General features: G+C 69.0%; 9 protein-coding genes. 5 read left to right on the plus strand and 4 right to left on the minus strand.

The annotated features are described in order from the left end of the window. Positions 1-42 precede the first annotated feature (42 nt). Entirely contained in the window at positions 43-429 is a 387-nt protein-coding gene (locus BN996_RS14895) for a Rid family detoxifying hydrolase (RefSeq protein WP_089780368.1), read from the plus strand. 76 nt (positions 430-505) lie between these two features. Here the strand turns inward: BN996_RS14895 and BN996_RS14900 are convergent, their stop codons facing one another. Further along, a complete protein-coding gene (locus BN996_RS14900) occupies positions 506-1,159 on the minus strand; it encodes a DUF8102 family protein (RefSeq protein ID WP_089780370.1) in 654 nt (217 codons plus the stop codon). A gap of 452 nt (positions 1,160-1,611) precedes the next feature. Here BN996_RS14900 and BN996_RS14905 point away from each other — a divergent pair, with 452 nt between their 5' ends. Both BN996_RS14905 and BN996_RS14910 read left to right on the plus strand, forming a co-directional pair. After that, complete coding sequence (locus tag BN996_RS14905; RefSeq protein ID WP_089780371.1) at positions 1,612-3,246, plus strand: BCCT family transporter; 1,635 nt, start codon at positions 1,612-1,614, stop codon at positions 3,244-3,246. Between the two features lie 194 nt (positions 3,247-3,440). Beyond that, a complete protein-coding gene (locus BN996_RS14910) occupies positions 3,441-4,799 on the plus strand; it encodes an aspartate aminotransferase family protein (protein ID WP_089780373.1) in 1,359 nt (452 codons plus the stop codon). Positions 4,800-4,873: 74 nt separating this feature from the next. Here the strand turns inward: BN996_RS14910 and ilvA are convergent, their stop codons facing one another. Together ilvA and BN996_RS14920 are read right to left on the minus strand one after the other, a co-directional pair. Beyond that, positions 4,874-6,172 carry a threonine ammonia-lyase gene (ilvA, locus tag BN996_RS14915; RefSeq protein ID WP_089780375.1) on the minus strand — a complete coding sequence of 433 codons (1,299 nt, stop codon included), beginning with the start codon at positions 6,170-6,172 and terminating at the stop codon, positions 4,874-4,876. Further along, complete coding sequence (locus tag BN996_RS14920) at positions 6,169-7,476, minus strand: amidohydrolase (RefSeq protein WP_089780377.1); 1,308 nt, start codon at positions 7,474-7,476, stop codon at positions 6,169-6,171. Before BN996_RS14920 ends, ilvA begins: the two co-directional genes overlap by 4 nt. 129 nt (positions 7,477-7,605) lie before the next feature. Between BN996_RS14920 and BN996_RS14925 the strand changes: the two genes are divergently transcribed. Both BN996_RS14925 and BN996_RS14930 read left to right on the plus strand, forming a co-directional pair. Continuing rightward, entirely contained in the window at positions 7,606-8,574 is a 969-nt protein-coding gene (locus BN996_RS14925) for a D-2-hydroxyacid dehydrogenase (protein ID WP_089780379.1), read from the plus strand. Between the two features lie 6 nt (positions 8,575-8,580). Then, positions 8,581-11,745 carry an FAD-binding and (Fe-S)-binding domain-containing protein gene (locus tag BN996_RS14930; RefSeq protein ID WP_089780381.1) on the plus strand — a complete coding sequence of 1,055 codons (3,165 nt, stop codon included), beginning with the start codon at positions 8,581-8,583 and terminating at the stop codon, positions 11,743-11,745. An 81-nt stretch (positions 11,746-11,826) separates the two neighbouring features. Here the strand turns inward: BN996_RS14930 and gdhB are convergent, their stop codons facing one another. Next, complete coding sequence (gene gdhB, locus BN996_RS14935; protein ID WP_089780383.1) at positions 11,827-13,131, minus strand: glutamate dehydrogenase GdhB; 1,305 nt, start codon at positions 13,129-13,131, stop codon at positions 11,827-11,829. Between the last annotated feature and the right edge of the window lie 20 nt (positions 13,132-13,151).

Consider the following 13,151-nt stretch of genomic DNA (forward strand, 5'->3'; position numbering starts at 1 on the left):
GTCGCGCGCTAAGCGCACACCACACGATTCACGCACACCACGATGCCACCGGAACGAGTCACCACGGACGACGCCCCGCGCACGGACAACCCCTACTCGCAGGGCGTCGTCGCCGGCGACACGCTCTACGTCTCGGGCTACGGCCCGGTCGACCCCGAGACGGGCGAGGAGGTCGACGGCGACATCGAGGCACAGACCGACCGCGTGCTCGACAACATCGCGGCCGTCGTCTCCGAGGCCGGCGGCGACGGTCTCGACGACGCGGTGAAACTGACGGTGTACGTCGCCGACCTCGACGATTACGAGCGGGTCAACGAGGCGTACGGCGCGCGGTTCGACGAGGTGCCGCCGGCCCGCGTCTGCGTCGAGGTCGCGCGACTGCCCGGCGACGTGCGGGTCGAGATGGACGCGATAGCGTATCTCGGGTAGGTCGCGGGGCCTGGGGCGCACCCGGCCGCGTCCCGGCCGCACGGCCGCCGACCCGTGGAGGCCGACGAACCGCGGTTCAGTCGTTCAGTTCGTCGACCCGGCGGTCGCGCCGCTCGTTCGCGGCGTCGATTCGGTCGACGAACTCGGACATCTGCGCTTTCATGTCGGCGCGCAGGTCGGTCGCGGAGAAGTCGTCGGACTCCGCGAGGAGCCTGACGAACGCCTGTAACTCCTCGTCGGTGAGCTGGTCGAACGCGCCGCGTTCGAGCTTATCGATGACGGCGTCGACGTCGATTTGACCGACCGGTTCGACGTTGAAATCGACCGTGACCATCCGGTAGTCGGAGCCAGCGAGCTCCTGTTCGGCCTTGTTGACGCCCTCGGCGAGCATGTCCTTGAACGGCGTGTAGTAGCCCATCGTCCCGAGGTGGAGAAAGGCGAGCATATCGGTGATGCCCCGAGTGTACGCCTCGCGGTCGGCGGCGTCGGGGTTGAACACCGTCTCTCGGTCGCGGTCTTCGAGCGACTCGAAGAGGATGGTGAAATCGAGTATCGCGTTGCGGAGGCGGCGCCGAATCCGGTTTCGCTTCTGCTTTTTCGAGTGGTCGGTGTAGTCGGTCTTCCGGCCGAGCAGGAACTCGCGGTCGCTCGGCGTCAGGATACCGCGACCGCGGTCGGCGGCGTAAGCGAGGTCGTCGGTGCCGTCCGTTCCGTCGCCGTCGTTTGCCATATACAGAACGCGTGTACGAATTCGATTAAGCGTTACGAACGGACCGGATATTCGGCCGAAACGGGCCAAAGTCCGGCGAGTTCCGGCGGTCTGTCTACAGTTCGTGTGAAACGGGCGAGCGAGGAGGAGACAACGGGCGTCGAGAGCGCCGCCCCGACTGCGACGAGACGGCTCACCCGCGCCGTGTCGGCGACTTTTCGACCGTTTGTAAACGGATTTCGTTCTCGGCGTTACCGATAACCACAAATTTTATTGGGAATGTACGCACTTGTCGTGATGTGAGACATCACGTAGCATGGTGTCCGGCGGAGCGATAGTATGACAGATCATACCATAGCACACGCGTGCAACGGTCGTCGTGTCGCACAGCACGGGGCGCGGGCCTCGACCAGACAGTTGAGAGGTGGCGGTCCCGTCCAGACGGGGGCCGAGGGCGCTCCCGCGCTCGGGGGGTGTCGGCGGTGAGTTCCTCGAACGGCGCGGTCGGTGAGTTCCTCGACGAAATCGAGCCGGTGGTGTTCGCGTTCGGGGCGGCGATAACGCTGCTCTTCGTCGGCGCGTTCAGTCTCAACCCCGAGGCCTCCTACGACTTCGTCCTCGGGATTCGCCGGTGGATTCTCGCCACGTTCAACTGGTTCTTCCTGTTGGCGATGCTCGGGTTCGTCCTGTTCTTGGGCTTCGTCATCTTCGGGCCGTGGGGGAACCTGAAGCTCGGCGACGAGGACCCCGAGTACAGCTTCCTCTCGTACTTCGCGATGATGTACTCCGCCGGGCTCGCGGCGGGTATCGTCTTCTGGGGGCCCGCCGAGGCGCTGTTCCACTACTCGTCGGTCCCGCCGCTGTACGGGGCCCAAGCCGAGTCGGCGGCGGCGATGCCGCTCGCGGTCCAGTACTCAATCTTCCACTGGAGTCTGACCCAGTGGTCGTGTTTCACCGTGATGGGCCTCGCCATCGGGTACTTCGTCTACAACTACGACGCGCCGCTTCGAGTGTCGGCGGTTCTGACGCCGATTCTCGGCGCGGACAACGTGGACGGCGCGATAGGGAAAGTCGTCGATATCCTCGCCGTGTTCGCGACGCTCGGCGGCGTCGCCACCTCGCTGGGCTTCATCGGGAGCCAGTTCATCACCGGCCTGAACTTCCAGTGGGGTATCCAACTCGGCGACGTGGGGACCGTCCTCGTCATCACCGGCATGGTGGTCATCTTCACCGTCTCGCTGGTGTTGGGCGTCGACAAGGGGATTCGCCGGCTCTCGAACTTCAACATGGCTCTGTTTTCCCTGTTGATGCTGGCGACGCTGATATTCGGGCCGACCTTCCGTATCCTCGAACTCGGCACGCAGGCGACCGGTGGCTTCGTCGGCGACTTCTTCGAGATGAGCCTGTTCACGCAGGCCACCGCGACCAGCGCCACCAAGTGGGTCAACGCGTGGACCGTGTTCTACTGGCTCTGGCCGCTGGCGTGGTCGCCCTTCGCGGGCCTGTTCATCGCCCGCATCTCGCGCGGTCGGAGCGTCCGCGAAGTCGCGTTCGCCGGTATCGGCGCGACCTCGCTGGCGACGGTCCCGTGGTTCGCCATCGTCGGCGGCGCGGGCGTCATCATGCAGCACACGGGCGCGGCGAACGTCCTCGGACCGGTCTCGGAGTACGGCGAGGCGGTCTCGGGGTACGTCCTCTTCGGTAACCTCCCCATCGCCGGGCCGCTCCTCCTGTTCGCGTTCCTCGTGCTCGTGACGACGTTCTTCGTTACCTCCGCCGACTCGTCGACCCTCGCGGTGTCGATGATGACGACCGGCGGAAAGGAAGAGCCGTCGGCACTCAACCGCATCTTCTGGGCCGTGCTTCAGGGCGCGGTCGCGTCCATCCTGATGGTCGTCGGCGGCGTGAACGCCCTGCAGTCCGCGGCGATTATCACGGGCGCGCCGTTCGCGATTATCTGCGTGGTTGCGACGCTCGGGCTCATCAACACCTTCCAAGACGACTACGGGAGCCTCCTCCTCCAAGACGAGACGAGCCTCTGGGGGAAATCGGAGTCGACCGGCGGGCAAGCGCCGGCCGCGAACGTCTCCAGCCACGACGACGACTGACGCCGAATCAAGCCGAACGTCGTTCCGTCCCCGTCTCTGTCCCCGTCGCCGTCCGTCTCCGTTCTCTGCGGCCCGGTTCCGACCGCGAGCGCCGGCGGCGCGGCCGATGCGGTCGACCCGACCGTCGCGAACAGACCCACACGGTCGTTCCTGAGATACCAAGTTTTAATGTACACCATTAACAAATCCTGTGTATGGATAGGGATACCGCAGAGCCGGACGCAGCAGCGCTGCCCGGACCCAACGCCGAGAAGTGGGTCGAGTTCCACCACGAGCACGCCGCGCCCAGCGAGTACTCCCACGAGTTCGTCTGGGACGTGACCGCCGAGGCCGACGGCCCGTTCGTCACCGACGTGGACGGAAACGTCCTCCTAGACTTCACCTGTCACATCGGGGCCGCCCCGCTCGGCTACAACAACGAGAAGGTGCTGTCGAAGCTCCGGGAGTTCGACCTCGTCGAGCCGATGAAAATCGCCGGTCAGGACATGTACTTCGGCGCGGGACCGGACCCCGAGACCGCCGAGTTCCCGGGGTCGAGTCACCTGATGGACAAGCTCACCGACGTGTCCTCTCACTACGGGATGGACACGGTGTTCCTGTCGAACTCCGGGGCCGAGGCCGTCGAGAACGCGATGAAGATAACCCACGACCGCAAGGCCCCCGCGAAGTACGGCTACGCCTTCGAGGGGAGCTTCCACGGGCGGACGCTCGGGACGCTCTCGCTCACGAAGTCGAAGGAGGTCTACACCCGCCACTACCCGCAGGTCGCGGGCATCGAGACGGTGCCGTTCTGCGCGGATTCGGGCTGTTCGACCGAGACCTGCGACTGCGGCTTCTTCGCCGGCGACGGGTCGCAGTTGCGGAGCTCGCTGTCGCCGGAGGGCGGCCACGTCAACCCCGACGAGGTGGCGTTCGCGATTCTCGAACCGATTCAGGGCGTCGGGGGGTACCGCTTCCCGAGCGAGGCGTTCATGGCCGAGGTGGGCGACGTCTGCGACACCTACGACATCCCGCTCGTCGTGGACGAGATTCAGTCCGGCGTCGGTCGCACCGGCGAGATGTGGGCCGCCGACCACTACCCCATCGAACCCGACGTCATCGCCAGCGCGAAGGGCCTCCGCGTCGGCGCGACCGTCTCGCGGTCCGAGGTCTTCCCGACCGAGAAGAACCGCCTCGGGTCGACGTTCGGCGGCGGCGACCTGCTCGCGTCGATGCAGGGCGCGCTCACGCTCGACGCCATCCAGGAGTACGACCTGCTCGACAACGCGACCGAGCGCGGCCGACAGGCGAAGGAACTCCTCGCCGACGACGCGCCCGACCACGTGGTCGATATCCGCGGCAAGGGGCTCATGCTCGCCGTCGAGTTCGACACCAAACAGCGCCGCGACGCCGTCGTCGAGGCGGCGCTCGACCGCGGTCTGCTCACCCTCGGCTGCGGGAAGAAGACGATTCGCCTCCTGCCCCCGCTCGACTCCACGGAGCGCGAAATCGAGATGGGCGTGGGCATCTTCTGCGAGGCGATGGACGCCGTGGCGACCGAAGTGCCCGCGTGAGCGTCGGCGTCGCCGAACGAACAGCACAAAAAGACGCGGACCCGAGACGGGCCACCCTCGTTTTTCCGGACTCGTCAGGCCGACTCGGTGGACTCGCCGACGCGCCTGTTCAGCGAGTGTGAGACGACCTCGACGCCGTCGAGAGCGGCCAGCGAGTCGAGCGCGTCCGCGAGGTGGTCCGGGCCGCTCCCGGCGAGTCGGACCTCGACCGGAACCCGGTTCGGCGCGTCCGCGGCGGTCCGGGCGGCGCGCTCGACGCTATCGAGTTCGGCTCCCGCGTCGGCGACGGTCTCCGAGAGGTCGCCCAGCGCCGCCGGCCAGCCGTCGAGTTCGAGACGGGCTTCGACGGCGCGCCCGAGCGCCTGCATCCCGACGCGAGTCAGTTCGGCGTGTTCGGACAGGCCGACGTTGCCGCCGGAGACGACGGCCGCGACGCGTTCGCCCTCGACGTCGACCGCGCCGGAGAGGAGCGCGGCGACCGGGGCCGCGCCGGCCGGTTCGGCGACCGCCTTCGCCCGCTCGGCGAGGACCGTCGTGGCGACCGCGAGGTCCGTGTCTTCGACCGAGACCACGTCGTCGACGCGGTCGCGGACGACAGCGAACGTCCGCTCTAACAGTCGCGCGTCGGCGATGCCCTCGGCGACGGTATCGACCTCCGAGAGCATGCGAATCTCGTCGGCCTCCAGCGAGGGCTTGGCGTGGGCCGCGCCCTCGGGTTGGACGCCGACGACGCGCACGTCTGGGTTCCGCGCCTTCATCGCGGTGGCGATGCCGGAGATGAGGCCGCCGCCGCCGATAGAGACGAGAACCGTGTCCACGTCGGGCGCGTCCGCCGCGATTTCCCGCCCGACGGTTCCCTGTCCGGCGATGACGGCCGCGTCGTCGAAGGGATGGACGAACTCCAGCCCCTCCTCGTCGGCGAGGCGCAGGGCGTGTTCGTACGACTCCTCGTAGATGTCGCCCTCGACGACGACGTCCGCGCCGTAGCCGCGGGTGGCGTCGATTTTCACCGCCGGGGTGATTTCGGGGACGACGATGGTCGTGTCGATGCCGAGCAGGTCGCCCGCGAGCGCGACGCCCTGCGCGTGGTTGCCGGCGCTGGAGGCGACGACGCCCCGCTCGCGCACCGACTCGGGGAGTCGCGCCATCGCGTTGTACGCGCCGCGAATCTTGAACGACCCCGTCCGCTGGACGTTCTCCAGTTTGAGGTCGACCCGCTCGGCCCCGCAGCGGTCGGCGATGGTCCGCGAGCTATCGAGCGGCGTCCGGTGGACCACGCCGTCGAGTCGCTCGTGGGCGTCCGCCACGTCGTCGGCGGTGACGACGTCGGACGCCGGCGGGGCCGACTCGCCGGTGACGCGCCCGTCGCTCATCGATTCGCTCCCTCGATTTCCGGTGCCGACTCGACGCCGGCGACAGAGAGAATCGACCGCGTGAGCACTTCGACGCCGGTTTCGAGGCTTCGCTCGTCCACGTCGAACGTCGCGGTGTGGTGGCTCGTCGGGTGGTCGGTGCCGACGATGGAGTAACACGCGAGGCCGCCGTCCTGCTGGACGCGCTCCATGAGGAACGTCGCGTCCTCGCTCGCGCCGAAGTCGGCGGTCGGCACGACGCGGTCGACGCCCCGCACATCCTCGGCGGCGTCGGCGACCGCCTCGACGAGTTCGGGGTCGCTGTCGGCTCGGGGGCTCTCGCTGACCACGTCCACGGTCGCCTCGCAGTCGTGCAGTTCGGCCGCCTTCTCGAACCGCCGGCGGAGTTCGGACTTCGCGTACTCCATGAGTTCGGTCGTCTCGCCGCGCGCCTCGGCGACGGCCTCGACCTCGTCGGCGATGACGTTGCTCGCGGTGCCGCCTTCGACCCGGCCGACGTTGACGCGGGTCATCCCGTCGGAGTGCCGCGGAATCCCGTAGACGCTCTCGATGGCGGTACCGAGCGCGTGGATGGCGTTCGCGCCGGCCTCCGGCGCTTTCCCCGCGTGGGCCGTCGTGCCCTCGATTTCCGCGTCGATGTGGCACATGGCGAGCGGTTTCTCGATGCCGGCGACGACCTCGCCCGTCGGGTGGTCGAGGCCGACGTGGACCGCGAAGAAGTAGTCGATGCCGGCGGCGTACTCGCTTTTCGCCATGGGCGCGCCGCCGCCCGAAACCTCCTCCGCGGGCTGGAAGAACACGACGAGTCGGCCCGAGAAGTCGCTCTTCTTGACGGCTTCGAGCGTCGCCAGCCCCCACGTCATGTGGGTGTCGTGGCCGCAGGCGTGCATCGTCTCGCCCGTCTCCGAGCGGAAGCCCTCGGCCGCGGGGTCGTGGGCCGCGTCGTCCGACTCCTCGATGAACAGCCCGTCGATGTCGACCCGGAGGCCGACCGTCGGCCCCTCGCCGCGGTCGAGGACCGCGACACAGCCGGTCGTCCCGCCGCGGAGCGGTTCGAGGAGGTCCGGGTCGGTCCCGCTGTCGAGCGCCCGCTCGTACCACTCGTCGAGCCGGTCGTCGCTCGGGACGGCCATCCGGTCTGCGGGGTCGTAGGCGTCCGCGCCGACGGCGAGTTCGTCCACGCCGATGGCGCGCAGTTCCTCGACGAGCCGCGCGGTCGTCCGGAACTCGCACCAGCCGGGTTCGGGGTGGCGGTGGAGGTCTCTGCGAAGCTCCGCTAATCGCGCTCGAACGGCGTCAGCCATGCGTACACGTACCACTCGCCACCCACTTAAGCATAAACGGTATCCGTGGACACCGGCTACACAAAAAGACTAAGGGAGCGTCACCCAATCGATGTAGCAACCGCGCCCGCGACGCGCGCGACTCACACCATGACCGAGACAGACATCGTCGTCCTCCGCGAGGGGACCGAGGGCCTTTCGATGGAATCGTACGCCGACGCGCTCCGCGAGCGCCTCCCGGACCGGACCGTCACGCTCGCCCGGACGCCGAAACAGGAACGCGAACTCGTCGCCGACGCCCGCGTCGTCACGGGCATCACGATAGACGAGGACCTGCTGGACCGCGCCGACCGACTCGAACTGTTCGCCTGCACGTTCGCCGGGACCGACCACGTCCCGATGGACGCGCTCGCGGACCACGGCGTCGCCGTCACCAACGCCGGCGGCATCCACGCGCCCGGCATCGCCGAGCAGGCCATCGGCAACATGCTCGTGTTCGCCCGCCGGCTCCACGAGGGCTGGCGGCGCAAGCAGAGCGCCGAGTGGCGGCACTTCCAGTCCGGCGAGTTCACCGACAGCACGGTGACGATTATCGGTCTCGGCTCCATCGGGCAGGCCGTCGCCCAGCGCTTGCAGGGCTTCGAAGTCGAGACCATCGGCATCCGCTACACCCCGTCGAAGGGCGGCCCGACCGACGAAGTCGCCGGCTTCGAGGCCGACGCGATTCACGACGCGCTCTCCCGGAGCGAGTACGTCGTCGTCGCGTGCCCGCTGAACGACCTGACCCGCGGACTCATCGGCGTCGCCGAGTTCGCCACGATGCCGACCGACGCGGTGGTCGTCAACGCCGCCCGCGGCGGCATCGTCGACACCGACGCGCTCGTGTCTGCCCTCCGGTCGAACAAGATTCGCGGGGCCGCCCTCGACGTGACCGACCCCGAGCCGCTCCCCGCCGACCACCCGCTGTGGGGGCTGGAAAACTGCCTCATCACGCCCCACACGGGCGGCCACACGCCCAAACACTGGGACCGCCTCGCCGACATCGTCGCCGGAAACCTCGGGCGACTCGACGAGGGCGAGGAGTTGGAGAACCAAGTGCTGGCCGCCGAGTCGAACTGACTCCCGATGGCGACGCAGGAACGACCCGACGACCCCCGCGGCGACCGGCAGGCCGACCCGCCCGCTGACTCGCGGGTCGACCCCAGTAACGACCCGCGCGCCGACTACGACTACGTCGGCGGCGACACCGACCGCGAGGCGCTCGTCTCCGACCTCGACCGCCTCGTCGACGGAGACGTGCGGTTCGACGAGTACACCCGACAGCTGTACGCGACCGACGCCTCGGCGTACGAAGTGCTCCCCGTCGGCGTCGTCATGCCGGCCTCGACCGCCGACGTGGCGGCCGTCGTGGAGTACTGCGCCGACCGCGAGATTCCCGTCCTCCCCCGCGGCGGCGGCACGAGCCTCGCCGGACAGGCCGTCAACGAAGCCGTCGTCCTCGACCTCTCGCGGCACATGGACGGCGTCGAGTCGGTGGACGCCGAGGCGGCGACGGCGACCGCGCAGGCCGGAGTCACGCTCGCGGACCTCAATAACTCCGCGGCCGACCATGGTCTCACGTTCGGCCCGGACCCCGCCGCGGGCGACCGGAGCGTCCTCGGGGGCGCTATCGGCAACAACTCCACCGGCGCGCACTCCCTGAAGTACGGCAAGACCGACTACTACGTCGAGGAGTGCGAGGTCGTCCTCGCCGACGGGAGCGTCCACCGCTTCGGCGAGGTGCGCGTGGACGACCTCCGGGAGAAGGCCGACCCCGAGAGCGACGCGTGGGGGGCCGACGGCCCGGCGAGTCCGCTTCTCCCCCGAATCTACGCCGAGGTCGTCCGCGTGCTCGACGAGGAACGCGACGAAATCGACGCCCGCTACCCGGACCTCAAGCGCAACGTCTCCGGCTACAACCTCGACGCGCTGGTCGAGGAGGCTCGCGGGGAGCGCCCGCTGGCCGACGGGACCGGTACCGACCCGGACTGCGAGTCCGGGACCGTGAACCTCGCGCGCCTGCTCGCCGGGAGCGAGGGGACCCTCGCCGTCGTGACCGAGGCGACCGTCTCGCTCGAACCGCTCCCGGAGACGAAGGCGGTCGCGCTCCTCACCTACGAGGACGTGTTCGACGCCGCCGCCGACGTGGCCTCCATCCTCGACCACGACCCGGCGGCGGTCGAACTCATCGACGACGTGCTCATCGACCTCGCGCTCGACACCGCCGAGTTCCACGACGTGGCCGCGTCGCTCCCCGACGGGACCCGCGCGGCCCTGCTGGTCGAGTTCTACGCCGACTCCGACGCCGAGGGCCGGCGGAAAGTCGCCGACCTGCTGACGGCCCGCGCGCCCTCGGTGACGCCGGAGGCGACGCCGTCTTCGGGCGTCGGCGTCGCCGACGACGCCCGCGCGTTCGACGCGCTGGAGGCCCACGACGAGGCGGCCCGCGCGGGGCTCTGGGAGATGCGCAAGGCCGCCGCGCCCATCCTGCTCTCGCGGACGACCGACGAGAAGCACATCTCGTTCATCGAGGACTGCGCCGTGCCGGCCGACGAACTGCCGGGGTACGTCGAGCGCTTCCGCGAGGTCATCGACGACCACGACGCCAACACGAGTTTCTACGCCCACGCGGGCCCGGGCGTGCTGCACGTCCGCCCGCTGGTCAACACGAAGACGCTCGACGGCCTCGACTCGTTCGAGACCATCGCCGACGAGGTGACGGAGTTCGTCGTCGAGGCCGGCGGGTCGGTGTCGGGCGAACACGGCGACGGCCGCGCGCGGACCCAATGGAACCGCAAGCTGTACGGCGACCGCCTCTGGAACGCCTTCCGCGACCTCAAAACCGCGTTCGACCCCGACTGGCTCCTGAATCCGGGGCAGGTCTGCGGCGACGTGTCGATGACCGAGAACCTCCGCTTTTCCCCCGACTACGAGTTCGACGCCGGTTTCGACCCCGAACTCCACTGGGACACCGAAAACGGCTTTCGGGGGATGGCGGAGCTCTGCCACGGTTGCGGCGGCTGTCGGGGCGACCAATCGACCACCGGCGGCGTGATGTGTCCGACCTACCGCGCCACGGAAGAGGAAGGACTGTCGACCCGCGGCCGGGCGAACATGCTCAGACAGGCGATGAGCGGCGACCTCGACGCCGACGCGACGGACACCGAGTTCATGCGCGAGGTGCTGGACCTCTGTGTCGGCTGTAAGGGCTGCGCCCGCGACTGCCCGAGCGAGGTCGACATGGCGAAGCTCAAAGCCGAGGTCGAACACGCCCACCACCAGCGCGAGGGCGCGAGCCTCCGGGACCACCTGTTCGCCGAGGTGGACCGCCTGAACGAACTGGGGTCGCGGCTCGCCCCGCTTTCGAACTGGGCGGCGAAGATTCCGGGCGCGCGGACGGTCATGGAGAAGACCGTCGGCGTCGCCAAGGAGCGGTCGCTCCCGACGTTCCACAGCGAGTCGCTGGAAGAGTGGTTCGAGGCGCGCGGCGGCGCTCGCGTCCCCGAGGCCGAGGCGACCGACAAGGTGCTTCTGTTCCCGGACAGCTACACCAACTACAACCACCCCGACGCGGGGAAGGCCGCGGTTCGCGTCCTCGAAGCCGCCGGCGTCCACGTCTCGATTCCCGACGACGTGACCGCGACCGGCCGCCCGGCCCACTCGAAGGGCTTTCTCGACCGCTCGCGGGCGCGCGCCGAGACGAACGTCGACGCGCTCGCACCCCGCGTCGAAGCCGGCTGGAGCGTCGTCCTCGTCGAGCCGTCCGACGCGGTCATGCTCCAGTCGGACTACCTCGACCTGCTTTCGAGCGAGGACGCCGAGCGCGTCGCCGCCGAGACCTACGGCGTCATGGAGTACCTCGATTCGAAGCGCCTCGTGGAGGACCTCGACTGCGACGCCGCAACGTCGGCGGGCGCGGACGACGAGACGCTGACGTACCACGGCCACTGCCACCAGAAGGCGACGCGAAAGGACCACCACGCGGTGGGCGTCCTCCGGCGCGCCGGCTACGACGTGGACCCGCTCGATTCGGGCTGTTGCGGCATGGCCGGGAGCTTCGGCTACGAGGCCGAACACCACTCGCTGTCGAAGGCCATCGGCGGCATCCTCTCGGACCAAATCGGCGAGAGCCGCGGCGACACCGTCGTCGCCCCCGGCGCGTCGTGTCGGACGCAACTCGAAGACATGGACGGCGCGGCCGACGACCCGCCACATCCGATAGAGAAGGTCGCCGACGCGGTCGCTGACTGAGGAGCGCGCCGAAAAAGAAACCGGACCGCACCGCGGCCCTCGGGTCGCGGGTCGATTGGGGGTCGCGCGAGGCTCAGCCGCTCAGGGCCAGAGACCCCGCGTCTCCTTCGCGCCGCCGATGCGGGAGAGCGCGACGACGTAGGCCGCGTCGCGCCACGTCAGGTCGCGTTCTTCGACGTGTTCGCGGACCGCGTTCCACGCCTTGAGCATCTCGGCTTCGAGTTCCTCGTGGACGCGTTCGAGCGACCACTGGCGGCGGTTGATGTCCTGGAGCCACTCGAAGTACGAGACCGTCACGCCGCCGGCGTTGGCGAGGATGTCGGGGAGGACCGGAATCCCGCGCTCTTCGAGGACGGCGTCGGCCGCGAACGTCGTCGGCCCGTTCGCGCCCTCGACGACCATCTCCGCCGAGACGGCGTCGACGTTCTCGGTCGTGATGACGTTCCCGATGGCCGCGGGGATGAGCACGTCAACGTCGAGTTCGAGCAGTTCCTCGTTCGTGAGCGACTCGGGGGCGTCGTAGCCCGACACCATGCCGGGGCGCTCGTCGTGGCCCTCGACGTCCTGCGTGTCGAGGCCGGCGGGGTCGTAGATGGCCCCGTCCACGTCGGAGACGGCGACCACCTTCGCGCCCCACTCGTCGAGGAGGCGCGCGGCGTTCGCGCCGACGGACCCGAACCCTTGGACGGCGACGGTGGTGTCTTCGATGTCCCAGTCGTAGAAGTCGATGGCTTCGCGGGTGACGATGGCGACGGAGCGACCGGGGGCCTCCTCGCGGCCGTACGACCCGCCGATGACCGGCGGCTTACCCGTCACGACGCCGGGCGTCGTCTCGCCCTGCTGCATCGAGTAGGCGTCCATGAACCACGCCATCTCCTGCGGGCCGGTTCCCATGTCGGGCGCGGGAACGTCTTTCTTCGGCCCGACGACGTTCCGAATCTCCTCGGCGAAGCGGCGCGTGAGTCGCTCGCGCTCCTCGTCGGAGAGCGTCTTCGGGTCGACCGCGACGCCGCCCTTGCCGCCGCCGAACGGCAGGTCCATCACGGCGCACTTCCACGTCATCCACATCGAGAGCCCGATGCACTCGTCGGCGGTCACTTCCGGGTGGTAGCGAAGCCCGCCCTTGTACGGTCCGCGAACGTCGTCGTGCTGGGCTCGGAAGCCCGTGAACACGTCGAGGGAGCCGTCGTCGCGGCGGAGCGGGACCGACACCTGCTGGACTCGCGTCGGGTGCTTCAGGCGCGCGACGACACCGTCGTCGACGGCGGCGTGACTCGCCGCGCGTTCGAGCTGTCTGCGCGCCGTCGCCAGCGCCGATTCGGATTCGGACTCCGTGCCGCCGTCGGCGACCGCCTCGCCGCGTCGATTTTTGCCATCTTCGTTCATCCTATTAGGGCTGTGACCCC

This window comes from Haloferax massiliensis (genome assembly GCF_001368915.1).
Classification (GTDB): domain Archaea; phylum Halobacteriota; class Halobacteria; order Halobacteriales; family Haloferacaceae; genus Haloferax; species Haloferax massiliensis.

Bases quoted from the DNA above. Each gene is read 5' to 3' on its own strand.
- BN996_RS14925 (WP_089780379.1), top strand. From the start codon at position 7,606: ATGACCGAGACAGACATCGTCGTCCTCCGCGAGGGGACCGAGGGCCTT.
- BN996_RS14930 (WP_089780381.1), top strand. From the start codon at position 8,581: ATGGCGACGCAGGAACGACCCGACGACCCCCGCGGCGACCGGCAGGCC.
- BN996_RS14910 (WP_089780373.1), top strand. From the start codon at position 3,441: ATGGATAGGGATACCGCAGAGCCGGACGCAGCAGCGCTGCCCGGACCC.
- BN996_RS14920 (WP_089780377.1), bottom strand. From the start codon at position 7,476: ATGGCTGACGCCGTTCGAGCGCGATTAGCGGAGCTTCGCAGAGACCTC.
- BN996_RS14900 (WP_089780370.1), bottom strand. From the start codon at position 1,159: ATGGCAAACGACGGCGACGGAACGGACGGCACCGACGACCTCGCTTAC.
- BN996_RS14895 (WP_089780368.1), top strand. From the start codon at position 43: ATGCCACCGGAACGAGTCACCACGGACGACGCCCCGCGCACGGACAAC.
- ilvA (WP_089780375.1), bottom strand. From the start codon at position 6,172: ATGAGCGACGGGCGCGTCACCGGCGAGTCGGCCCCGCCGGCGTCCGAC.
- gdhB (WP_089780383.1), bottom strand. From the start codon at position 13,131: ATGAACGAAGATGGCAAAAATCGACGCGGCGAGGCGGTCGCCGACGGC.